The following is a 24,153-nucleotide window of genomic DNA, read 5'->3' as shown; positions in this document are numbered from 1 at the left end:
TTAGCAGCGCCGCGGGAAATTATTCATCTGGCTTAATCTTTTGCGCAGATAAAAAATGGCGAATAAAGCAGGCTGACCAAAATGGATTTATTATCTATTCGCTTAAACCGGGGTAGCAGAGACTCACCCACCGGCAATAATACCGGGCTGGCTATATCTTTGGGGGTTGTATCCAGCGCCGAGACAATCTCGCGGGTTATGGTTATTTCGTACAGGCCCTGTTGGTTTTTCTGCGCAAAGGTAAAGAATCGCGTCCGATGCAGGTTATAAATGCTATCGTCGTGGGCCAGCGTGCCGTTAACGGCATAAAAACCTTCGCGCGGGCTGGTGAAAAACATCTTGGCTTCCAGCGTATAGGTAAAGGATCCGGCGGGACTGTTCGATCGGTAGACCATCATGGCGCCACACTGGAAACCGGCGAAGCCGCTACGGTAATGTTTACTGTAAAAGAGGGTAATGGACAGCAGGAGCAGCGCCAGGATAACCCAGATTCTTTTCATTACACTCCCCAGTTGTAAAAATAAAAATTCAGGCAATCGGTGAGTTTGCCGTCGGCGTCCCGCGCGCATTTGGCCAAAAAAGCGCGCTGGTTAATGCTGTTCCTTATCTGGGCGGCGGCGGCGGTCCTTGAAAAAACCACCATGTCGTTGCCATCGCACCGTTCAATATTTCCCGCCATGGCGCGTTGGATATGCGCGGTCAGATCCGGGCGCTCGCGTGGGTTAATCGCGCGCAGCGTATAAATATTACAGGCATCGATGTTATTAAAAAAAAACAGCGGTTGCCGGTCATCCTGCCTGAAATAAACATAGGCGGTCGCCGAGGCGATAATAATGGCTAAAGCCAAAAAGAAATTAATCATTAATTCTTTAGTGAAATTATTCAAAGCCGGCGTTATGGCGCTAGGTGCGTCGCCGTCCCCAGCCGTCACCGCGCTGGATTCATCCGATCCTGACTGCTCATAATAGACAATAATTTCCAGGTTATCATTTAGCTTTAGCCCGCGTTTGGGCAAGGTGACGATGGCGGTAGCCTCCAGCCCCAGCGACAGCAGCGCTTTTCTTATCAGGCTGACCTGTTGGTTTAAATTGCCGTTGGACGGTTGAAGGCCTTGCCGTTCCCATACTTTTTCAAATAACGATTCGCGGCTGACAGTTTCACCAATGCCGTGTGAAATAATCAGTTCTTCTAATACCCGGCCTGCTGAATTAGAGAGTTTTACGGCGGTTTCGTTATCCGCCAATAATGATAATCGGTATTCCCGGGTGTTAAATAAAAGACGGTTATTGATAAGATACTTCATTGTATTCTCCCTATTGGCAGAGTCGGCGCGCCAATATCCGTTTCCATTTTCAGGCGGATTATAGCTATTTCAGCGAATGGAAAGGTTGTACCAGCTGAAAAATATAGCAAATAGCGTTAACAGCTAAATAACGAATGTATAACAGCATAAAAAGCCGTCATTCCCGTGCCGGGTGCCGGATGGCAAAAGACCCATACTGATCGGACTTGTTCAGCGTACACTTGTACGCTAAAGTTAGGTCCGCAATGACTACAATAATTGTAGTGAGTGATTCAAAACAGGTCGGACACGGGCATGCGGAGCATAAAAACCATGCAAAGAACCCATATCGGCGCTATGGATTGCCCCATCGCCCAATCATTGGAATTGGTGGGGGAATGGTGGAGCATCCTGATTTTGCGGGACGCCTTCCAAGGACTGAGCAAGTTTGATGAATTCCAGCGCAGCCTGGGGGTGTCGCCGACAATGTTAACCCGGCGGCTAAAATCCCTGGTGCAAAACGGTATTCTTTATAAACAAGCCTACAGCACGCGTCCGGCGCGTTTTGAATATTTACTGACCCAGCGCGGCCAGGCGTTTTTCCCGGTGCTGCTCACCTTGCTGCAATGGGGCAACCAGTCCCTCGCCGAAGAGGCGATCGCCATCGTGCCGATAAACCGCCAGCGCGCCACCAGGGTGGCGCCGGTGCTCGTCGACAGGGAAACCTGTGAACCGCTCACCCACCTGAATGTCGCCATGGCCGCCGGTCCCCGTGCCGGTGAAAGGGTGACGCGGCGGCTGGAACAAATACAGGAAAAGCAACACCATTATGATGCACACCCCCACAAGGAATTTTTATGAGTAACCGTCGAATCGTCATTACCGGTATGGGCGCGGTATCGCCTTTGGGCTGCGGCACCGAAACCGTTTGGCAGCGTCTGTTGGCGGGCCAGTCGGGCATTCGCCCACTGCCTGAGGCGATGGTTGCCCAGCTGCCGGTGAAAATTGGCGGCCAGGTGCCCGATCCTGAGCAAGACCCGGCGGGCGGGCTGTATCCCGATCGTTTCGTGGCGCCCAAGGATCAAAAGAAAATGGACCGCTTTATCCTGTTTGCCATGGCGGCGGCCGATGAAGCCCTGCGCCAGGCGGGCTGGACGGCGATCACGGATGAGCAGAAAGAGCGCACCGCGACTATTATCGCCACCGGCATCGGCGGTTTCCCGGCCATCGCCAACGCGGTGCGCACCTCGGATAGCCGCGGCCCGGGGCGGCTGTCGCCGTTTACGGTGCCTTCCTTCCTGGCCAACCTGGCCGCCGGTCACGTTTCCATTAAACACCGGTTCAAAGGGCCGATCGGCGCGCCGGTTACCGCCTGCGCGGCTGGGGTCCAGGCCATTGGCGACGCGGTGCGGCTGATCCGCAATGACGAGGCGGACATAGCCTTGTGCGGCGGAGCCGAAGCCGCCATCGATACCGTCAGCCTGGGGGGCTTTGCCGCCGCCAGGGCGATTTCCACGCATTTCAACGACACACCTTCCGCCGCGTCACGCCCGTTCGACCGCGACAGGGATGGTTTTGTCATGGGGGAAGGGGCCGGCCTGCTGGTGGTTGAAGCGCTGGATCACGCGCTGGCGCGCGGCGCCAAGCCGCTGGCGGAAATTATCGGTTATGGCACCAGCGCCGATGCCTACCATATGACCTCGGGCGCGGAGGATGGCGACGGCGCTTACCGGGCGATGAAAATTGCCCTGCGCCAGGGCAATATCACCCCCGGGGAGGTGCGGCACCTGAACGCTCATGCCACCTCCACGCCGGTGGGGGATTTGGGCGAGATCAACGCCGTCAAGCACCTGTTTGGCGAAAACAGCGAGCTGGCCATTACCTCGACCAAATCGGCCACCGGGCACCTGCTCGGCGCCGCCGGCGGCCTGGAAGCCATCTTTACCGTGCTGGCGCTGCGCGATCAAATCGTGCCCGCCACCCTTAACCTGGACAATCCCGACCCGGCGGCGGCAGGGCTGCACCTGGTGCGCGGCGAACCGGAACCGGTCGCCATGACCTATGCCATTTCCAACGGCTTTGGTTTCGGCGGCGTCAACGCCAGTATTTTATTAAAACGCTGGGAGTGATGCCGCCATTTTCCCGCTATCCATAGCGGGAAAGGCCAGCGCAGGCTGGAGGGGATAAACGACGTGGACGGTCGCTGCGGCACGATAACGATCTTTCCACGCCGGTCCTTGTGAGCCCGCGGCAATCGTTATATATTCCAATGCATATCGAATACTCCCTGCCATAGCGAACGCCATGTCCCTTTTAACAGCACGTCTACGAACCTTTCTGCCGCTTGCCGTTCTTTCCCTGTCGTTGGCCAGCGTGGATGCGCTTGCGGCCCGTACCCTGACCGATCAGCTGGGGCGCAGCGTTACCGTTCCCGATCGGGTGGACCGGGTGGTGGTTTTGCAGCATCAAACCCTGAATCTGCTGGTGCAGCTGGACGCGGCGGACGACCTGGTCGGCCTGTTGTCCAGCTGGAAAAAGCAGTTGGGTCCGGATTTTGTCCGGTTTGCGCCCCGGCTGGCATCGCTGCCGATGCCCGGCGATCTTAACCAGGTGAATATCGAAAGCCTGCTGGCGCTCCATCCCCAGGTGGTGTTTGTCGCCAACTACGCGCCGCCGGAAATGATCGGGCAGATCGAATCGGCCGGCATCCCGGTTATCGCGGTGTCGCTGCGCCAGGACCGGCCGGGCGAGCAGGGCAAGCTCAACCCCGGCATGACGGATGAGGAACAGGCGTATAACCAGGGCCTACGCCAGGGTATCCGACTGGTGGCCGCGGTGGTTAACCGCGAGAAGCAGGGCGAGGCATTGATCAACTATACCTTTACCGCGCGGGCGCAGACCGACGCGCGGCTGGGGGATATTCCCGCCGATAAACGAATCCGAGTCTATATGGCCAACCCGGATTTAACCACCTACGGCTCGGGCAAATATACCGGCCTGATGATGAGGCACGCGGGCGCGCTCAACGTGGCCGCCGCCAGTATCAACGGCTTTAAGCAGGTGTCGATGGAGCAGGTGCTGGCCTGGGATCCGCAGGTGATTTTTGTCCAGGACCGTTATCCCGAGGTGGTTGAACAGATTAACGGCGATCCGGCCTGGCAATCGGTCGACGCGGTTAAACATCACCGGGTGTACCTGATGCCGGAATATGCCAAGGCCTGGGGCTATCCGATGCCGGAGGCCCTGGCCGTCGGCGAGCTGTGGATGGCGAAAAAACTTTACCCGCGGCGCTTTGCCGATGTGGATATTGATCAACAGGCCGACGCGTACTATCAACGCTTCTATCGGGTAGCATGGCGTCCGCGTCCCGATGGTCAGTAATGGCCCGGTACGCCTTAACGCCGCCGCCCCCTGGCTGCTGGCGGCGCTGACCCTGGCCATCGTCTTCTTGTCCCTGGGCGTCGGGCAGTTCAGCCTGTCGCCCCTGCGGGTCCTGCATCAACTGGCCCATCCTTTCCACGCGGGATCGCTGGAGAACCAGGTTATCTGGGCCATCAGGATGCCGCGTATCCTCACCGCGTGCCTGGCGGGCGGGGCGCTGGCGCTGTGCGGCGCCACGCTGCAGGGGATTTTCCATAATCCTTTGGTGGATCCGCATATTATCGGCGTCAGCGCGGGCGCGGCCTTTGGCGGCACGCTGGCTATTCTGCTTGGCCTGGCGCCGCCGCTGCTGTTGGCGTCCACGTTTTGCTTCGGCCTGCTGGCGCTGCTGCTGGTGTACCTGATTGCCGCCACCCTGGGGCGCGAAAACCGGCTGATGCTGATCCTGGCCGGGATTATCCTCGGCGGTTTTTTTGCCGCGCTGGTCAGCCTGCTGCAATATCTGGCCGATACCGAGGAAAAGCTGCCGAGCATTGTGTTCTGGCTGCTGGGCAGCTTCGCCACCGCCAACTGGCATAAACTGCTGATGCTGTTCGTGCCGGCGGTGTGCGCTGGCGGACTGCTGTACCGCCTGCGCTGGCGGGTCAATATCCTCTCTCTGGGCGACGCCGATGCCCGCGCGCTGGGCATGCCGGTGGTCAATCTCCGCCGCCTGACGCTGGTGCTGTGCGCGGTGCTGACGGCGGCGCAGGTGGCGGTCAGCGGCAGCATCGGCTGGATTGGGCTGGTGATCCCGCATCTGGCGCGCATGCTGGTAGGCGCGGACCATCGGCGTCTGCTGCCTACCGCGTTCTGGCTGGGCGGAGCCTTTATGGTGCTGGTGGACGATCTGGCGCGTACGCTAAGCGAGGCTGAAATTCCGCTGGGCATCCTCACCGCGCTGCTGGGGGCGCCGCTGTTCGCCTGGCAGCTGATCCGCGACAGCCGCGAGGAAAAACGATGACCGCCGCTACGCTTGAGGCCCGGCGGCTGGAATACGGCTATGGGGAACCGCTGTTCAGGCCGCTGGATTTTGCCTGCGCGCCGGGTGAAGTGTGCGCCATCCTTGGCGCCAACGGGCGCGGCAAAACCACGCTCCTGCATACGCTGGCCGGCGTGCTGCCGGCATTGGGCGGCGAGGTGCGCGCCATGGGCGGCATCGGTTTTGTGCCGCAGCGTTTTACGCCGACGTTTTCCTACCGGGTGTTTGATATCGTGCTGATGGGGCGGGCGGGCCATGTCGGGTTATTGCACATGCCGTCGCGCCGGGACGAGGCCATTACCCTTGAGGCGCTGGACGCGCTGGGTATCGGCGCGCTGGCGCAGCGCGCTTTCCCGTCGCTGTCCGGCGGGCAGCAACAGCTGGTGCTGATAGCCAGGGCGCTGGCGACCCGCAGCAATATCCTGGTGCTGGATGAGCCGATGTCGGCGCTGGATTTGTTTAACCAACAGGCGGTAATGCGCCTGATCCGCCGGCTGGCCGGCAGGGAGGGGGTAAGCGTGCTGTTTACCACCCACGATCCTTCCCATGCGTCGCTGCTGGCCGATAACACCCTGCTGCTGTTGCCGGGCCGGGAGTGGCTGCATGGCGCCACGCGGACGGTATTAAGCGAGGAAAACCTGAAGCGCGCCTATGATATCGTGGTCAAGCGGGTCGATGTCGATCACCAGGGCCGGCGGCACCGGATCCTGGTGCCGCTGTTTGATCCGCGCGACTAAAAAATCGGCGCGCGCCCTCAGCGTATAGGGTCGCCGATCGCCAGGAATCCGGCCTTGCGCAGAAAATGCCGCCCCGGCGCCGACAGGATAAAATCCGCCAGCGCGCCGGCCCGCGGCGAGCGCAGCGCCAGGGCGTAGGTGGCAAAAACGTTATATTCATCCGGGATCGCCACCACCCGCAGTTGCGGATCCTGTTCAAGCTTCGCCGCATAATGCGCATAACCGATAAACACGTCGGCCAGGCCCTGGCGAAGGATCCAGCCGGCGGCCAGCTCGCCAGCGGGCACGGGCAGGGTATCCGTGCCACCCACCAGCGGCCTGGCGCGCCGCTTCAGATCCCCCGCGCCGGCCGGCAGCAGGGAGGCGGCGGTATCGAACAATTGCCAGGCGTAATCGCCGGAAGGATCGCAGCCGGGCGTCGAGGTGCCGATCGCCAGCTCAGGATTACCCAGCAGCGCCAGCCAGTCGGCGTGATCCGTGCGCGCGCCGCGCCGCGCCGTCAGGCACAGCCGGTTACGGGCAAAAGGCCTGACGTCGAACGCCAGTCCCTGCGCCCGCAGCCGCGCGGCATGCTCGGTATTGGCCGAGGCAAAAAGATCGCAGGGCGCCCCCGCCTCGATTCGCTGGCGCAGCAGGCCGGCGGGGCCGAAATCCACCCTAACCGGCAGACCGGTAACGGCGCGATAGTGGGCCAGCAGCGGCGTCAGCGCCGGGCGCAGGCTGCCGGCGGCCAGGACAATTAGTGGCGACACAGAGGCGACACCGGCAGCTTGATAAAGTCGATAAACGCCCTCAGCGCCGCGGGCATATGCGGTTTGTTGGGATAATAGAGATAGAATCCGGCAAACGGCCCGCACCAGTTCCCCAGCGCGCGAACGAGGCGTCCCTGGTTGATGGCGTCGGCGACAAAACTCTCGGGCAGAAATGCAAGGCCGGCGCCTTGCAGCGTGGCCTCAAGAAGCAGATCCATTTCATTAACGGTAATCACTCCCTCAATCCCGACATCGAGGGGGCCGTCCGGACCGTCAAAATTCCAGCGATACAGCGCGCCGGTCTCGTTCCACCGATAGTTTATGCAGGCATGTTCGCGGATATCCGCCGGCGTTTGCGGCAGCGAACGGCCTGCAAAATAGGCGGGCGACCCGACTACCGCCATTCTCCAATCCGGCGTCAGCCTGACGGCGATCATGTCCTGCTGCACCAGTTCGCCCAAGCGGATCCCGGCATCGAAACCCTTGGCCACGACGTCGGTAATATTATCGTCAATTACCAGATCGAGCTGGATATCGGGATAGGTCCGCACAAAATCACCCAGCGCCGGACCGACCACCAGCCGGGCGGCGAGGCGCGGCAGGTTAATCCGGACCCTACCCCTGGGTTGCGTCTGAAAGGCGCCGACGTCCCGAATGGCGCCCTCCATATCGGCAATCGCGGGACTTAAGCGATCAAACAGCGCCTGACCGGCCTGGGTCGGCGCAAGGCTGCGCGTCGTGCGGTTGAGCAGCCTTGCGCCGAGGCGTTCCTCGAGGGAGCGCAGGGTATGGCTTAGGGCGGAAGGCGATAGGCCGAGCCGCAGGGCGGCGCGCCGGAAGCTCCTTTCCTCTAATATGGCCATAAAGGCTACCAGTTCGGAGAATTCCGTGCCCTTCATATAGATGCTCCCGATTCAATAACCTGTGCCGATTATAGCGCATTATCGTACACAATAGGTTGTGTTAGGTTGTGGGTTGTATAACCGGCGGGTCTCGCTATCGGAAGAGACGCCCGGTTTCCGACAACCCGCAATGAGAGCAGAAGATGACAGAAACAATGAGACGTTGGGAGATGGATGCTATCGGCCGGGATCGGCTGGAGCTGAGGGACGTCCCCATCCCGCGGCCTGGGCGGGGCGAAGTTCTGGTGAAGGTGGCGGCCGTTTCGCTCAATTACCGCGACAAAATGGTGACCGAGAGCGGCCGGGGCTTGCCTATCGCGTTTCCCTTCACTCCCGGTTCAGACCTTGCGGGCACGGTTGTGGCACGCGGCGAGGGCGCTACCCGCTTTGACACCGGCGATCGCGTAATCTCGACCTTTACGCCCGGCTGGATCGACGGCGCCCGCCAGGGTAATGCCCGTACGCCATCCTACCGTACCCTTGGCGGCTTTTATCCCGGCGTGTTGGCGGACTATGTGGCATTTCCGCAGGACTGGTTCGTCCGCGCGCCGGCGACGCTGGATGACGCGCAGGCCAGCACGTTGCCCTGCGCCGGACTTACCGCCTGGTTCGCGCTGGTCGAGCGTGGCCGCCTGCGCGCCGGTGAAACGGTGCTGGTGGAGGGGACTGGGGGAGTGGCGTTGTTCGGCCTCCAGATTGCCAAGATGCATGGAGCCTTAGCGATCGTTTCCGGCAGCGCCGGCAAGCTGGCCCGCGCCAAGGCGCTGGGCGCGGACCATGGCATCGACCGCCGGCATGGCGATTGGGTCGAAGCCGTGCTTGAGATCACCGGCGATCGCGGTGCCGATCATATCCTTGAACTGGTCGGCGGATCACACCTCGGCGAGGCCGTGCAGACGGCGGCCGTCGGCGGGCGCATCTACCAGATTGGCGCGCTGGAGGGCTTCGAGGTGTCGGCGCCGGCCATGCCGCTGATGCTCAAGGACGTCTGCATCCAGGGTATCGGCACCGGCCATCGCCGCGCGCTTGAGGATCTGGTGCGGGCCGTGGACCGGACGAGGCTGAAGCCGGTGGTCGACACGCGTTATCCGCTCGCCGATCTGCCTGCGGCGTTCGATCATCTCGACCGCGGGGCATTCGGCAAGATCGTGGTTGAAATGGGGTGAGGGGGGCAACGTAAAGGCGGGGCTGTTTTGCCCGGGAAAGCGGCGTTATTGAGCAATAAACCTCGCCTGGACGGCAGCCCGGGCGGGGATCAATACACCGGCTCTGGCGGCTACCGGGCCATGATTAATTAAGGTTTTGCCCGGTACGCTAGGGTAACAAATCTCAGCCCAGCCGCAGGCAAAATCTGCTTCATGGTCCTTAATGCCGGATTCCCCGTGGCGAGAAAGTGCGGTATAAGGTTTCCCGGGATAATCCGGATTTATCGGCGATAATAAAAGTCATATAGTCATTTCAGCCTTCAATGATGATGCCCGGCTATTGATTATCGGTATTGACCATGGCCGTTTTGTAAAGCAGAGTAACCATATTGTTAAAGCTTATTTCCAGAGCATCTCTTTTATGTCTTAGCGACAGATAATCTTGATTAAACGGCCTATTCACGGCGATATCAGATATGATCTTTGCTATAAAATCAGCATTGTCCATAAAAGCATTTGCCTGCAACATCGGATCTCTTCTCATCAGTGCAATAAACTGCTGTTCACTGATGACGGCACCTTGATGATCATGGTTATATGCCCTGATAAAATCGGGATCAATTGTAATTGATTCACCATTACGAGAATGTAGCGCATCATCAAATACTTCCCTAAATTCGCTCGCATCTCCTACAAGACTGGTTGATGGCGAAATTAAAAAGTCTAATGAACCAGAGTGGTGGGATATTTCATGTAAAATAGTAAGATGTGGTTTCGTGCTAACGATTGGCGCGGTGTTAAAATTATCCACCATAATAATAACCCTGCGATTCACATCGTCAGCATAGGTAAATCCCATAGGGCATTCGATGCGGTGTATGTAAGGCTTTGTAGCGGTAGAAGAAGTTGCAAAAATAACGTTATTGGCATAGTTATTGAAGTAATTTACAATTTTATCAGAGTGACGCTTTAGTCTTGTCATTGCCTCGACAAGTATTTTTTCATCTTTTGTCTGCAAAACTCCCGATAAATAAGACTTTATGGGATTGTTTTTATAATACTGCAACTTTTCGTTAACGGGCATTGTCGTTCTTTGCAACTTATCTAACACAGCCTTAGCGTTATCATGTGCTTTAGTTAATTCATTATAGAATATATTGATATTGTTTTTCAGAAGATCAAATCCCAGCGGAATATTTTGCACATTTTCCCCATAGCGGTGCAGATAAATAGTATCTGAATGGTAAGAATCCTTGATGTACTTTATAATGTCCTGAGTCCGATCGAGTTTATTGGGGTAAAAGAAAGCATAATAATGATCCATAGGCTGCATGAATGTAGTTGGACCAGGTATATGGGTAATGTCAACTAATTGATTGTTGTTATGTGCAAAGTGAATGCCGTGATTAATGTTATCTTGTTCCATGAATTTAATTTTTGGCATATCCGGTTTGTCAAGCCTGGACATTTGTCGGGATGGAGAATTGCTAGCGGGTTTTAAAGAACCGGTTTTTTTGTTTTCCATCAATACCAGCCTTCTATCAATATCAATTTTATATCTATTGCCAAAAACTTCTCCGGTTGCGCAGTTTACCGCGGCAACAATATCCTGTCCGTCACTATGACCTATTTTTTTAACGGGGATCGGGATTTCACTACCCGGGAGCTTAAGCTTATGATCGGGTTTAATGGATGACGGCAGTATATTTTTCAACTCAGCGGCTTTGAGCTTGGTAATAATTCCATCGAGTTTTATCTCGCCTTTATATTTTTCCAGGAGAGTGATGATTTTCTTGAAGGATTTTTTTCCCAACAAAGGCATCAGCTCAAATCCCGGATCGGCAGCCCTCAATACGTGTACCCCTAGAGACGATATATCCTTAACCGTGGGAAGGCTGATGTGCTGAAGAAATTGTGCGCCTGTCGCTTTTAATGTATTTTTATTTACCGCATTTCCGGCAAATACAATAGCGCCCTTATTCAACCCTTTTATGATGCTGGAACCGAACTTACCGCTTAAAGTGGCTGCCTTGCCGGCCACAACGAAAAAAGAAACAGCGTCCAGCAAACAGGCGGGAATAGCCTGTTCAAGGTCATTATTTGATGCATATGCAACACAGTCATGGAAAGGAATAATATGTTTAACCACACCCCATATTTTTTGCAGGTCAGAGGGGGTATATCCCGATTCATAAAGAGCACCATAGAAAACCGCTCGGTGTCGATTTCTCAGAAAACTAACAAGCATCTGTATTTTTTGATCTTTATCCTTAATTAAACTATTTTCAGGCTTACCTCCGGCATAGGTAATTAATGGGTGAAAATTATTATGGTTTACGCTGTCATCATCGGGTATAGCCTGGTCAAACCGGACAATATCATACCCCTGTGCAGGTTTTCCCTTTAGAGCGTAGCACCGTTTTCCTTTGTCCACCGTTACGGAAAAGACATCTGCGGCTTTGATGCTGTCGAAATCATACTGATAATCGCCATGGTCATGCACACCAGGGAAGATACCGTTCGCCTTGATAATGGGAACTATCCTTAAGCTGTGAATGATGGATTTCTCTGATAAAATAAAGTCCTGCTCTGTTTTTTCTATCGTCGCCAGCGCGAAATTAATAAGGAACTCATCCAGATCGGCAAACCGGTCCGCTACATTTGTTGTTTGCTTCATGTACTCATCATTAACGCTGTCAGGAGCCGTCTTACAGGGTTTCGACATGCTATTTAAATATTCTTCTTTAGCCCCTTTTTTACCTTGGGCATATCTCTGCTCCCTCGTCATGATTGCGCTGGCAATGTTCGGCAGGGGAAAAATAGCGTTTTGCGGACAACGTTCTATTATGCTGTCAGCAAGCTGCCCCCGGGTAAGCCATTTTTTTACCGCATTCTCATAGGTGTTTAATTTTAAATCAAGATCTTCCAGAGCATTCTGCACTATTTTTTTGTATTCGAGATATTCATTTACCGCAATGGTCTGGAGATGAAAATAATTATCATTTTTCATGGCGGTTATTTTCTCAGGGTAGTTAATGGCCAGGAACAGCAATGCAGGCAATGAGTAATATTTCAGCATATCCACGCCGGCACCGTCGCGCAGCGCCGTTTCCCATAAAAGCTCTCCGGTGCTGTTAGCCTCCTGCCTGCTGATTTCCATGAGGTTTATGCCGTTATCGTACAAAAACAAAGAACCGGTAAATAAATACGCGAATTCCTCGTCATTTAGGGAGATTCCTTTTACCAGCGGGTCACTTCCGTAATAAGAGAGTAGGGGTATTTCTTTTTGCAGCGAACTGCGCCATATGCTCTTTAGCACAGTCTGTTCAGGCTCAGGCAATAGATTAAAACAAAGTTTTCCCTCGGCCTGCAACCCCTCAGGTGAAAGCAAGAAATTCATGCTATCGATAGTTAACATGAATGGATAATTATCTTCAGCTGCCATTTTCGCGAGCATAATATCGGGTGGCGAGCCCAATACATTTTCGAAAAGCCAATTTATTATCGCCGACTTTTCCTGCGTCTGTGATAAGGATTCATTTTTGTTTCCGCCATAAAGATTCGAGGCCTTAAGAATGAGCCTGGCTATATTTTTTTCACTGAGGGGTTTTTCTGCTTCAAGGTATTTAGCCACAGCGGCCGTTAATTCCTCTACGCTGAACTTATTAGGTTTTTTAACATCATTCAGCAGCAAATTTTTCTTAAGGAAACGGATAATTTCCTTGTTTTGTTTTCGCGACTTGGTTCCCTTAATACGGTTAGCCTGATACTTGCTCCTTGGGCAATAACTTCGATAGGGATCAACCCTGCTTCCTTCCAGCGGTCGATCTCCCGGCCTAGCGTCTTCCGCCGGCAGATTATTCAGGTAAGCGTCCTGTGCCGCCAGTAAGGCTACCGGGGTGGGGAGGCGGCTGTTTTGCATAAGGGCGTCGATACTATTGCCATCGGTATCTCCCGATCGCCAGCGGGTATACCCGTAGCCACAGGTCGCGCCGCCCAGAACAGCAGCCCCTATTAACCAGGCCCGCCAACGGCTCGCGGCGTGGCCGGCCGGTTGCCGGGCCTGGCGGGTACCATCCCCGTCAACTTTTTTTGCCGTGGATGAGACTGAGCGAATAGAGAGTGACCATGCCGGAGCACCGGGCTGTTGTTTATTCTCTTCCCTGCCGGGGGCGGCGGAGACAGGCTGGTAACAGCCAGGGTAATGTGATGATGTGGACTGGGATATCTTATGCATAAGTCATTTCCCTCTGGTCGATATCAGGCGAAGCATTACATATTAGTATGCGCACATAAAACCAAAGGAAAACCAACATGCTATTGCCGGCGTTAAGCGCGGTTTAATACCGGCGGGTATCATGCCGAATGCAACCGTAACGGCAATAAAGAGCAAACAAACAATCTGGCAAGGTATATTGCCCGGATTGTTTTACAGAACAGGTCGTTTTTAATATTTTAGGTATAAATATGAGGCAATAATTTGGTTAATTTCAAAGTGGATTGACAGGGATGCCGGCTCTTCTCAATCGCGCGATCCTCATGCCGTCCGGTGCAAAATACCGGCTCGGCCAAATATCCTCCGGCGGTATGCCCAGTGCACCGGCAATCTGTTCCTCGCCTTTAGTCCAGGGCCGGATCAGCGCGTTGGCCAGGATTGAGGAACTCGGGCCGGCGGAACGTGACAATGCCGCCATGGCGGCGCCTTTTTTGCGCAGGCCCATCACGATATCCACCGGATGCCAATCTTGTTTTTCATTCATAGCGCACCTCCGGGCAGGATTCGGGTTGGCGGGGTTCGGGCTGAAACCGCTAAAAGAAAAGGCAAAAATGCAGGGTAATACGACATTTTTTCATGGTGCGTTTCCAGTGGTTTAGCTGTTAAATATTCTCTAACTGAGAAATTTATAATGAAAAAGTGTTTTATTTTCTGAACGTGACACCCGTCACATAATGTTATGCAGACTATGCCCTGCTTCATAGTTTGATTGCGCGCTCTCTTTATACTGGTAGAGATTTAACGTCGAACCATTCCTTTACAAGTCTTAAGAACGTCACAAGGAATCCTACAATGGACGAACAGCTAAAACAAAGCGCTTTGGATTTTCATCAGTTCCCGCAGCCGGGCAAGATCCAGGTTTCCCCCACCAAACCGCTGGCCACCCAACACGATCTGGCGCTGGCCTATTCTCCCGGCGTCGCTGCGCCTTGCCTGGAAATTGCCAAGGATCCGCTGGCCGCGTTTAAATATACCGCGCGCGGCAACCTGGTGGCGGTAATCTCCAACGGCACCGCGGTGCTGGGGTTGGGGAATATCGGCGCGTTGGCGGGCAAGCCGGTGATGGAGGGCAAAGGCGTTTTGTTTAAGAAGTTCTCCGGCATCGATGTGTTTGATATCGAGGTGGATGAACTGGACCCTGATAAGCTTATCGAGGTGATTGCCGCGCTTGAGCCGACCTTCGGCGGCATCAACCTGGAGGATATCAAGGCGCCGGAATGTTTCTATATCGAGAAAAAACTGCGTGAGCGCATGAAAATCCCGGTATTCCACGACGACCAGCACGGCACCGCCATTATCTGCACCGCCGCGGTGTTAAACGGCCTGCGGGTAGTGGAAAAGAACATGAGCGACGTCAGGCTGGTGGTCTCCGGCGCCGGCGCCGCCTCCATCGCCTGCCTGAACCTGCTGGTGGCGCTGGGACTACAGCGCCACAATATCATTGTCTGCGATTCGCGCGGCGTGATCTTCGAGGGACGCGAAGAGAACATGGCGGAAACCAAGGCCGCCTACGCCATTAAGGATAACGCCATGCGCACCCTGGCGGACGCCATCCCCGGCGCGGATATTTTCCTGGGCTGTTCCGGGCCCGGCGTGCTGACCCAGGCGATGGTGAAGACCATGGGGCCACGGCCGCTGATCCTGGCGCTGGCCAACCCCGAGCCGGAAATCCTGCCGCCGCTGGCGAAGGCGGTGCGGCCCGATGCGATTATCTGCACCGGTCGTTCCGACTACCCGAACCAGGTCAATAACGTGCTGTGCTTCCCGTTTATTTTTCGCGGCGCGCTGGATGTGGGCGCCACCACCATCAATGAAGAGATGAAACTCGCCTGCGTGCGCGCCATCGCCGATCTGGCGCTGGCCGAGCAAAGCGACGTGGTGGCCTCCGCCTATGGCGACCAGGATGTGTCGTTCGGGCCGGAATATATTATTCCCAAACCTTTCGACCCGCGATTGATTGTCAAGATTGCCCCGGCGGTAGCGCGCGCGGCCATGGAGTCCGGCGTGGCCACCCGGCCGATCAAGGATTTCGACGCCTATACCGAAAAACTGACCGAATTTGTCTATAAAACCAATCTGTTTATGCGGCCGATATTTTCCCAGGCGCGCAAACAGCTCAAACGCGTGGTGCTGGCGGAAGGGGAAGAGGAGCGCGTACTGCGCGCCACCCAGGAAATGGTCACCATGAAACTGGCGCGGCCGATCCTGGTGGGCCGGCCAAGCGTTATCGATATGCGGCTGCAAAAGCTGGGCCTGCAAATTATTGCCGGCAAGGATTTCGAGGTGGTGAACAACGAATCCGATCCGCGCTTTAAAGAATACTGGGGCGAATATTACCAGATCATGAAACGCCAGGGCGTCTCGCCCGAGCAGGCACAGCGGACGCTTATCGGCAATCCGTCGCTGATTGCCGCCATCATGGTGCGGCGCGGCGAGGCGGACGCGATGATTTGCGGCACCGTCGGCAGTTACCAGGAACACTTTAAGGTGGTGGAATCGGTGTTCGGCTATCGCGAGGGCGTGCATGTGGCCGGCGCGATGAATGCGCTGCTGCTGCCCAGTGGCAATACCTTTATCGCCGATACCTATGTCAACGACGACCCGACGCCGGAACAGCTGGCGGAAATCACCCTGATGGCGGCCGAAACGGTGCGGCGCTTTGGTATCGAACCCAAGGTGGCGCTGTTGTCCCACTCCAGCTTCGGCAGTTCGGATTGCCCGGCGGCGCGCAAGATGCGCAAGACCCTGCGGTTGGTCAACGAGATGGCGCCTGATTTGGAAATCGACGGCGAAATGCACGGCGACGCGGCGCTGGTGGAGAGCATTCGCCACGACCTGATGCCGGACAGCCCGCTGAAAGGCGCGGCCAATATCCTGATCATGCCGAATATGGAAGCCGCGCGCATCAGCTACAACCTGCTGCGCGTCTCCTCGTCCGAGGGCGTGACCGTCGGGCCGGTATTGATGGGCGTCGCCAAACCGGTGCATATCCTGACGCCGGTGGCCTCGGTGCGGCGTATCGTCAATATGGTGGCGTTGGCGGTGGTGGAGGCGCAGACCGAACCGCTATAAAACCTTAGCTCGCGAGCCTGCCCCATCGGCAGGCCCGCCCTTTAACACGTCCGCCTTGGGGTTGGTGTGAGCGGGCCTGCCGTGGCATGGGCGCTATTGCGCGCCGGGTCCCGGGGATGGGCGCGCGCAGCGGTACAACCTCCTGGGATGGCCGATATTGCCATAACGCATTTCCACGCCGAGGAACCCGGTTTCAACGCAGTATTCCAGGTAACGGCGGGCGGTGGTTTTGCTCAGTCCGGTACGGCCGACGATATCGTCGACCGAGTGCGGTTCGCCGTCGTCAGCGGTAAATATCTGCTTTACCAGCCCGAGGGTATTCTCTTCAATGCCTTTGCTGCCGGATTCCTGGCCGTAGGTTTTGGACTGTAGTTGATACAGGATATCGACGTTTTGCTGATCCACCACCTTAAACGCCCGCTGGGTGACGGCGAACTTGATAAAGCGCTCCAGGGAATGGCGCAGGCGCTTCCAGGATACCGGCTTCAGGATATAGTCGAACGCGCCGCAGCGGATGGCCTGGCTACAGGTGTTCATATCGCTGGCGGCGGTGATAAAAATGACCGAGCATTCCAGCCCGCGCAGCAGTTCGCTGTCGATTAACGAGATGCCCTGGCCGTCCGGCAGATAATTATCCAGCAGCATGAGCCGGGGACGTTTTTGCAGCAGCTGTTCGCGCGCCTCTTTCAAGGTGCCGGCGACGCCTACCAATCGAAGCTTTGCGTGGTTATCGATAAAATCGGCGTGCAGCTGCGCCAGCGAGCTTTCATCTTCAACAATAAGCACGTCAAAAATTTCAGGTTGCATAATCAGGTTCATCCGGGGTGATGGGGCCCGCCGTGGTCGCGTGGCCTGTTACAGGAATAAATACGGAAAATACCGTCCCGTACGGTTGGTTGGCGGAGACTTCTATCGCGCCGCCGGCTTGCTGGACGTAGCTGGCAACCAGATGCAGGCCCAGCCCATGGTCGCCGTGGTTTTTGGTGGTTACGCCCAGCTTGAATATTTGCTCATAGCTGTCCTCGGCGATGCCGGCGCCCTGATCGGCTATTTCGATCACCCATTCCCGATCGCCGCCGACGATATAGACTTCGATAGGGTAATGTTCGCCCTCGCGTTGCAAGGTCGCCTCGATGGCGTTATCCAGGATATTGCCGATAACCGACATCAGCTCGGTTTCCCGCAGCCTGGGAGGGAGGCGGGTTAAATTACAGGCCGGGTCGAACAGCAGCTGCACCCCCTTCTCCCGGGCGCCGGCGTATTTCCCCAGCAGCAGGCCGCACAGCGTCGGCGAGCAAAAACGCGCGGACACAAAATCGAGAATTTCCTGCGCGCTCTCCGATTGCGCCTCGATATACCTGATTGCTTCGTCGTAGCGTTTCATATGTAGCAAACCGGCCAGCGCGGCGGTCCAGTTCAGCTGTTCATGGCGCAGGATGCGCAGGCTGTCCGCATAGCGTTTTACCTGGCTTAACTGCATGCTCAGGCTATCGATATCCTTCAGATCGCGAAAACTGATGACCCAGCCCTGCAGCTTGTCCTCCAGCATGATGCGTACCCGACTGGCAATAACCGTCAGGTCGTTAAACAGGCATATTTCATCGTGGGTATCGCCGGCCAGCATGATGCGCTCTTCAAGGAAAACGATGGGCTTGATCACCGTCGATAAAGGGGTGCCGCGCAGTTCGCGCGAGGAGACGTTCACGGATAATAATGATTTGGCCGCGTGGTTGATTTCCGCGATACGGGATGTTTTATCAATGGCGATCACCCCCTCGAAAATAGATTCCAACAGGGCTTTCTGTTGCCGCACCAATAACCCAATTTCCCGTGGCTCCAGGGAAAACATCTGCTTCTTCATGGTATTGGAAAACCACCATGAAAAGATAAATAACGCCAGCAGCAACAACAGCGCTACGGCCAGAATATTAAATAATTTACCGGCGCTCAGGTTATCAATATGGGTTTTTAAATAACCAATGGAAACAATGCCGATAACATTATCTTGCCGATCGATGATCGGCGCTTTGCTGCGCAGGGATATCCCCAGCCCGCCTTTACGAACGGAAATAATGGTTTTTCCCGCCAGCACCTCACTATTATCACCCCCTATCATCGACTTACCCACCTGCTCCGGATAACGGGAGTGATATAAATGCAAGCCCAACTGATCGCCAATGACAATATAACTGGCGTCGCTGCGTTGGGTTAATTTATCCATCAGCGCGGCAATGGCGGCGGTGTCCTTGGTTTTCACCGCGTCGATCAGTGACGGTATCATGGCGATTTCCCGCGCCTGTACCCGCGCCCGCGCGCCGATTTCCGCATAAAGCTGTTTGTCCAGGTCGTAGTAATAATAAATGCCGATCAGCGTAAGCAGCAGCGAGAAGAATACGATAAGGCTCATGAAAAGCTTTATATGAAATGAGATCCTCGCGCGCATAATATACTTCGGCCATGTGGGAAATGAATGCTTGATTATTCAGCCTATCATGAATGGCTGGCACTGTAAGGCCGCGGCCCGCAAAGTGTGATCACAAACACAGCATGGACAGTGAATGCCATTCACCGATTGGATGAAAGTAATATCGCCGGATAAATTAAATACATTTCCATTACCTCCCATTAACATATAACGCATCGAACAATAAAAACCATAAAAACCATGAAGAATCAAAAAACCATTTCATGATGATAACGATATCTTATGAGCGGCAAAATAATAAAAACCATTAACGCCATAGAATCCATTAAAACTTCTTTGTGCTAAATTGAACCGGCCAGCTGGGTATGAAATAATAAAAACCATTAAAAACTTAAATGCCTTTAAAATAGCGGTTTTAATTTGAATGCAATCACATAAATTCGATCGGTTGCTGCTTAATATGCCTGCACAAATTGACAAAGGGGCTGATGATGAGCACGACAGATGATACCTATATTGTTGTCACGGATACAACAAACGCAAAAAAAGTTTCCGTAAAGGAAAAATGGTGGCATATCCTCGATACGTGGAAAATCGGTATTATTCCACTGCCGCTGTTTTTATTGGCCGGCGCGCTTATCGGTATTGATTGCCTGAGCGGAAAATTGCCCAGCGATATCGTGGTGATGGTTGCCACGCTGGCGTTTTTTGGCTTTGCCTGCGGTGAGTTCGGTAAACGGCTGCCGATTATTGGCAAAATGGGCGCGGCCGCCATCTGCGCCACCTTTATTCCTTCCGCGCTGGTGCACTACGGATTATTACCCGATGTCGTGGTTGCCTCCACCACCACGTTCTTCAAAAGCACCAATATCCTTTATCTGTATATCTGCTGCATTATCGTCGGCAGCATCATGAGCATGAACCGGCGCACCCTGATCCAGGGTTTCCTGCGGATATTTTTCCCGATGCTGTGCGGCGAAGTGGCCGGCATGCTGGTCGGCATGGGCGTCGGGCTGATGCTCGGCCTGCCGCCGTTCCAAATCTTCTTTTTCCTGATCCTGCCTATCATGGCCGGCGGCGTCGGTGAAGGCGCCATCCCGCTGTCCATCGGTTACGCCGCGCTGTTGCATATGGAGCAGGGCGTGGCGCTCGGCCGCATCCTGCCGATCGTGATGCTCGGCGGCCTGACCGCCATCGTCATCGCCGGTTGCCTGAACCGTCTGGGTAAACGTTATCCGCACCTGACCGGCGAAGGCAACCTGATGCCGGTCAAACCCGGCGCGCGTGATGAGTCCGACGCTGAACCGGCCCAGGCCTCCAGCGGCAAAACCGACGTCACCACCATTGCCGCCGGCGCGCTGCTGGCGGTGCTGCTGTATATGGTGGGCATGCTGGGATACAAACTGATCGGCCTGCCGGCGCCGGTGGGCATGCTGTTTATCGCGGTGCTGATCAAACTGGCCCACGGCGTATCGCCGCGCATGCTGGAAGGATCCCAGGTGGTCTATAAGTTCTTCCAGACCTCGGTGACCTACCCGATCCTGTTTGCCGTCGGCGTGGCGATCACCCCATGGCAGGAACTGGTCAACGCCTTCACCCTGACCAACCTGCTGGTGATTGTCAGCACGGTCGGCACGCTGGTCGGCACCGGTTTCCTGGTGGGCAGAAAAATCGGCATGCATCCCATCGACGTGGCTATCGTCTCCTGCTGCCAGAGCGGGCAGGGCGGCACCGGCGACGTGGCCATCCTCACCGCCGGCAACCGTATGTCGCTGATGCCGTTTGCCCAAATCGCCACCCGTATCGGCGGCGCGATAAACGTCTCGGTCTCATTGCTGGTATTGGGCAATTTTATTCTCTGAACCGCCACCGGCCCGGAAATATCCCGCGTCGGTGAAGACAGTTAGGAAACGCTATGAAACTCGCAAGTTATCTTCACCAGGGCGTCAAAAGCTACGGCATCGTCACGCCCGGCGGCATTATCGATTTGGGGCGTCGTCTCGGCCATCTCCATACGGACCTGAAATCTCTGCTTGCGGGCGATGCGCTGCCGCTGGCACGTGAACTGGCGGACCTGCCGGCGGATCTGTCCGTCGACACGGTGACTTTTTTACCGGTCATCGAGCATCCGGATAAAATACTGTGCGTCGGCATGAACTACGCCGCCAAACGCCGGGAGTTTGGTGAAATGAACCCGGCGCCCACCCTGTTCGTGCGTTTTGCCGATTCCCAGACCGGGCACGGCACCCCGGTGGTAAAACCCAGCCATTCGGTGGAATTCGACTACGAGGGCGAACTGGCGGTGATTATCGGCCGGGGCGGACAGGATATTCCTGCCGCGAGCGCCTTGTCCCATGTCGCCGGCTACAGCTGTTATATGGACGGTTCCGCCCGCGACTGGCAGCACACCTGGTTTACCGCCGGCAAGAACTGGCGGCAAACCGGCGCGTTCGGGCCGTACCTGACCACCGCCGATGAAATACCCGATCCGCACGCGCTCAGCATCCGCACCTGGCTCAACGGCCTGATGGTGCAGGACGACAATACCCGCAGCATGATCCACAACATCGCCGAGCTGATTGAATATATCAGCACCTTTACCCAACTGAACGCGGGCGATGTGATCATTACCGGTTCCCCGGGCGGCGTGGGCAAAAAACGCACGCCGCCGCTGTTTATGAAGGCCGGCGACTGCATCGAGGTCGAAATAGAAAACATCGGCCATCTGCGCAATATGATTATTGACGCGGACCGGCCCCAGGTAAGCGCAACCTCCCATGCCGCCGCGCCGTGCTGAACCTGGATTTAAGGCTGAACCCGCCGCCGCCCGCCGCCGGCCATCTCTATTCACGATAGGAACACGTTATGTACGATCGGGACCCGCTGGATTTTTCCGTGCTGACCGTCGACCACCCGCGCGATAACCTGGACGGGGTGCGCGCGCTGCTCGAGGCCAGCCTTCTGGGCATGGACGCGGATATCACCCGGTTCGTGGTGGCCCGCGGCGACGGACGGCTGGCGGGATGCGCCGGTATTGCGGGCAACGTGATTAAATGCGTCGCGGTGGCGGCGGATTATCGCGGCGATAATCTCAGCGCACGCCTGGTGGGGGAAGTGGAGCAACTGGCGGTAAGCGAGGGCCATTTCCATCTGTTCCTTTATACCCGGCCGTCGAATATCGGCGTATTTCGCGGCTGCGGTTTTTACCCGATTGCCCAATGGGACCAGGTGGCGGTACTGATGGAGAATACGCCGGTGGGCATCCGGCGCTACAGCCGGGCGCTGGAGCGTTATTACCAGCCCGGCAATCCCATCGGCGCGGTGGTGATGAACGCCAACCCGTTCACCCTGGGGCACCGGTACCTGGCGGAGCAGGCCGCCGCCGCCTGCGACTGGCTGCATATCTTTGTCGTGCGCGAGGACGTGTCGCTGTTTCCTTATGCCGCGCGCCTGGAGATGGTGCGCCGGGGCGTGGCGCATCTGGCCAACGTCCAGGTGCACGAGGGGTCCGATTATTTGATCTCGCGCGCCACCTTTCCCGGCTATTTCCTGCGCGATACCAATCTGGTGAGCAAGACCTACAGCGCCATTGATTTGCTGATTTTCCGCAATCATATTGCTCCGCCGCTGGGCATCACCCATCGTTTTGTCGGCACCGAGCCTTACTGTCCGGTGACCAATCAATATAACCGCGATATGCGCCACTGGCTCGAAGACCCGGATCGCGCGGCGCAGCCGCCTTTGCGGGTGGTGGAGATCCCGCGCAAATGCCAAGCCTCGGGGCGGGCGATTTCCGCCTCGGAGGTGCGGGCGCTGCTTAAGCAGCGGCAAATGGCGCGCATCCAGGACATTGTTCCGCCCAGCACCTTCGCTTACCTGACCCGGCGCGAGATGCCGGAACCGGCTGGGATCTGCGCGACCGGCGCGTGATCCGGCCCGTGACCTGTTTTTTATCAGACTTTATTGTGAACGCAACTATTTGGGAACGCACCTATGAAAATCGTACAGGAGGCCCTGGCGGGCACCTTTGAATCCAGCGACCTGCTGGTCAAGATTGCCCCCGCCGACGGTGAGTTGAACGTGGTGGTCAACAGCGAGGTGATGAAGCAGTTCGGCGCGCAGATTCGCCGGGTGATTGACGAGACGCTGACCGCCATGGGCATCGACGAAGGGCTGATTATTATCGACGATAAAGGGGCGCTGGACTGCGTAATCCGCGCCCGCGTGCAGACGGCGGTGTTACGCGCCGCCCGGGCCGACCAGATCCAATGGGAACAATTGTCATGAAAAAGCTTCGCCGCAGTATGCTGTTTATCCCCGGCGCCAACGCCGCCATGCTGTCCACCGCCTTTATCTATCGTCCCGACTCCATCATGTTCGATCTGGAGGACGCGGTGTCCCTGCGCGAAAAGGACAGCGCGCGCATCCTGGTGTTCCATGCCCTGCAACACCCGATGTATCGCGAGATCGAAACCGTGGTGCGCATCAACCCGCTCAATACGCCCTTCGGCCTGAAGGATCTGGAAGCGGTGGTGCGCGCCGGGGCCGACGTGGTGCGGCTGCCGAAAACCGACGGTCCCGAGGATATTCATGAATTGGAAACCCATATCGAACGTATCGAGCGCGCCTGCGGGCGCGAGGTCGGATCCACCCGCACCATGGCGGCCATCGAATCCGCCATCGGGGTGATTAACGCGGTGGCGATTGCCCGTTGTTCCCCCAGGCTTATCGGCATCGCGCTGGCGGCGTTCGATTATGTGATGGATATGCAAACCGAACGCGGCGACGGCACCGAGCTGTTTTATGCCCGCTGCGCGGTACTGCACGCGGCCCGCGCCGCCGGTATCGACGCATTCGACGTGGTCTATTCCGATATTAACGACGATGCCGGTTTCCTGCGCGAAGTCGAGCTGGTGCGCAAAATGGGCTTTAACGGCAAATCGCTGATCAATCCGCGCCAGATTGAGCTGTTGCATAACGCCTACGCGCCCACCCAGGAAGCGGTGGATTATGCCGAACGCGTGATTTTGGCCGCCGAAGAGGGCGAACGCAACGGATTGGGCGTGATCTCGCTCAACGGCAAGATGATTGACGGCCCGATTATCAATCATGCCCAGGTGGTGTTGGAGCGCGCCCGGGCTTCCGGTGTGCGTCGGTAAG

General features: G+C 56.3%; 20 protein-coding genes. 12 read left to right on the top strand and 8 right to left on the bottom strand.

The genetic code is table 11. From position 1 onward, the window contains the following. Positions 1–32: 32 nt before the first annotated feature. The gene (locus GRH90_RS11970) at positions 33–500 is read right to left on the bottom strand and encodes a FidL-like protein (RefSeq protein WP_162366172.1); all 468 of its coding nucleotides are present in this window, start codon (positions 498–500) and stop codon (positions 33–35) included. Then, positions 500–1,303: a winged helix-turn-helix domain-containing protein gene (locus GRH90_RS11965; protein WP_162366171.1), complete on the bottom strand. Its 804-nt coding sequence runs from the start codon at positions 1,301–1,303 to the stop codon at positions 500–502. The genes GRH90_RS11970 and GRH90_RS11965 overlap by 1 nt, the downstream gene beginning before the upstream one ends. 312 nt (positions 1,304–1,615) lie before the next feature. Between GRH90_RS11965 and GRH90_RS11960 the strand changes: the two genes are divergently transcribed. From GRH90_RS11960 to GRH90_RS11940, 5 genes are all read left to right on the top strand, one after another. Next, positions 1,616–2,143 (top strand): winged helix-turn-helix transcriptional regulator, encoded by a 528-nt coding sequence (locus GRH90_RS11960; RefSeq protein WP_162366170.1) that lies wholly within the window; start codon positions 1,616–1,618, stop codon positions 2,141–2,143. Further along, positions 2,140–3,411, top strand: a complete 1,272-nt coding sequence (gene fabF / locus GRH90_RS11955; RefSeq protein ID WP_162366169.1) for a beta-ketoacyl-ACP synthase II — start codon at positions 2,140–2,142, stop codon at positions 3,409–3,411. Before GRH90_RS11960 ends, fabF begins: the two co-directional genes overlap by 4 nt. A gap of 175 nt (positions 3,412–3,586) precedes the next feature. Beyond that, a complete protein-coding gene (locus GRH90_RS11950; protein WP_162366168.1) occupies positions 3,587–4,663 on the top strand; it encodes an ABC transporter substrate-binding protein in 1,077 nt (358 codons plus the stop codon). Next, the gene (locus GRH90_RS11945) at positions 4,653–5,666 is read left to right on the top strand and encodes a FecCD family ABC transporter permease (protein WP_162366167.1); all 1,014 of its coding nucleotides are present in this window, start codon (positions 4,653–4,655) and stop codon (positions 5,664–5,666) included. Before GRH90_RS11950 ends, GRH90_RS11945 begins: the two co-directional genes overlap by 11 nt. Next, the gene (locus GRH90_RS11940) at positions 5,663–6,421 is read left to right on the top strand and encodes an ABC transporter ATP-binding protein (protein ID WP_162366166.1); all 759 of its coding nucleotides are present in this window, start codon (positions 5,663–5,665) and stop codon (positions 6,419–6,421) included. Before GRH90_RS11945 ends, GRH90_RS11940 begins: the two co-directional genes overlap by 4 nt. Positions 6,422–6,438: 17 nt before the next feature. Here the strand turns inward: GRH90_RS11940 and GRH90_RS11935 are convergent, their stop codons facing one another. Both GRH90_RS11935 and GRH90_RS11930 read right to left on the bottom strand, forming a co-directional pair. Then, positions 6,439–7,173 (bottom strand): substrate-binding domain-containing protein, encoded by a 735-nt coding sequence (locus GRH90_RS11935; protein ID WP_162366165.1) that lies wholly within the window; start codon positions 7,171–7,173, stop codon positions 6,439–6,441. Continuing rightward, positions 7,161–8,072 (bottom strand): LysR family transcriptional regulator, encoded by a 912-nt coding sequence (locus GRH90_RS11930; RefSeq protein ID WP_162366164.1) that lies wholly within the window; start codon positions 8,070–8,072, stop codon positions 7,161–7,163. The genes GRH90_RS11935 and GRH90_RS11930 overlap by 13 nt, the downstream gene beginning before the upstream one ends. A 146-nt stretch (positions 8,073–8,218) precedes the next feature. Between GRH90_RS11930 and GRH90_RS11925 the strand changes: the two genes are divergently transcribed. Then, complete coding sequence (locus GRH90_RS11925; RefSeq protein ID WP_178113123.1) at positions 8,219–9,241, top strand: zinc-dependent alcohol dehydrogenase family protein; 1,023 nt, start codon at positions 8,219–8,221, stop codon at positions 9,239–9,241. A gap of 316 nt (positions 9,242–9,557) precedes the next feature. On the opposite strand, the gene GRH90_RS11920 is transcribed toward GRH90_RS11925, so the two are convergent. Further along, entirely contained in the window at positions 9,558–13,457 is a 3,900-nt protein-coding gene (locus GRH90_RS11920; protein ID WP_162366163.1) for a hypothetical protein, read from the bottom strand. A 253-nt stretch (positions 13,458–13,710) separates the two neighbouring features. Then, the gene (locus GRH90_RS11915) at positions 13,711–13,980 is read right to left on the bottom strand and encodes a helix-turn-helix domain-containing protein (protein ID WP_162366162.1); all 270 of its coding nucleotides are present in this window, start codon (positions 13,978–13,980) and stop codon (positions 13,711–13,713) included. A 308-nt stretch (positions 13,981–14,288) separates the two neighbouring features. Between GRH90_RS11915 and maeB the strand changes: the two genes are divergently transcribed. Beyond that, complete coding sequence (maeB, locus tag GRH90_RS11910) at positions 14,289–16,568, top strand: NADP-dependent oxaloacetate-decarboxylating malate dehydrogenase (protein WP_162366161.1); 2,280 nt, start codon at positions 14,289–14,291, stop codon at positions 16,566–16,568. Between the two features lie 93 nt (positions 16,569–16,661). On the opposite strand, the gene GRH90_RS11905 is transcribed toward maeB, so the two are convergent. Beyond that, a complete protein-coding gene (locus GRH90_RS11905) occupies positions 16,662–17,375 on the bottom strand; it encodes a response regulator (protein ID WP_178113122.1) in 714 nt (237 codons plus the stop codon). After that, positions 17,365–19,011 carry an ATP-binding protein gene (locus GRH90_RS11900; RefSeq protein ID WP_162366160.1) on the bottom strand — a complete coding sequence of 549 codons (1,647 nt, stop codon included), beginning with the start codon at positions 19,009–19,011 and terminating at the stop codon, positions 17,365–17,367. Before GRH90_RS11900 ends, GRH90_RS11905 begins: the two co-directional genes overlap by 11 nt. 473 nt (positions 19,012–19,484) lie before the next feature. Between GRH90_RS11900 and GRH90_RS11895 the strand changes: the two genes are divergently transcribed. The 5 genes from GRH90_RS11895 (at position 19,485) to citE (ending at position 24,152) form a co-directional block, all read left to right on the top strand. Then, on the top strand, positions 19,485–20,855 hold the full coding sequence (locus GRH90_RS11895; RefSeq protein ID WP_162366159.1) for a 2-hydroxycarboxylate transporter family protein: 1,371 nt from the start codon (positions 19,485–19,487) through the stop codon (positions 20,853–20,855). A gap of 53 nt (positions 20,856–20,908) precedes the next feature. Further along, positions 20,909–21,790, top strand: coding sequence for a fumarylacetoacetate hydrolase family protein (locus tag GRH90_RS11890; RefSeq protein ID WP_162366158.1), 882 nt, complete (start codon positions 20,909–20,911; stop codon positions 21,788–21,790). 68 nt (positions 21,791–21,858) lie between these two features. After that, a complete protein-coding gene (citC, locus tag GRH90_RS11885; protein WP_162366157.1) occupies positions 21,859–22,923 on the top strand; it encodes a [citrate (pro-3S)-lyase] ligase in 1,065 nt (354 codons plus the stop codon). 63 nt (positions 22,924–22,986) lie between these two features. Then, on the top strand, positions 22,987–23,280 hold the full coding sequence (citD, locus tag GRH90_RS11880) for a citrate lyase acyl carrier protein (protein ID WP_162366156.1): 294 nt from the start codon (positions 22,987–22,989) through the stop codon (positions 23,278–23,280). Beyond that, entirely contained in the window at positions 23,277–24,152 is an 876-nt protein-coding gene (gene citE, locus GRH90_RS11875; RefSeq protein WP_162366155.1) for a citrate (pro-3S)-lyase subunit beta, read from the top strand. The genes citD and citE overlap by 4 nt, the downstream gene beginning before the upstream one ends. Position 24,153: the final 1 nt, after the last annotated feature.

This window comes from Acerihabitans arboris (genome assembly GCF_010131535.1).
GTDB classification, from domain to species: domain Bacteria; phylum Pseudomonadota; class Gammaproteobacteria; order Enterobacterales; family Enterobacteriaceae; genus Acerihabitans; species Acerihabitans arboris.
Note: the sequence above shows the minus strand (reverse complement) of the source record. Positions and strands in the feature narration are given on the sequence as shown.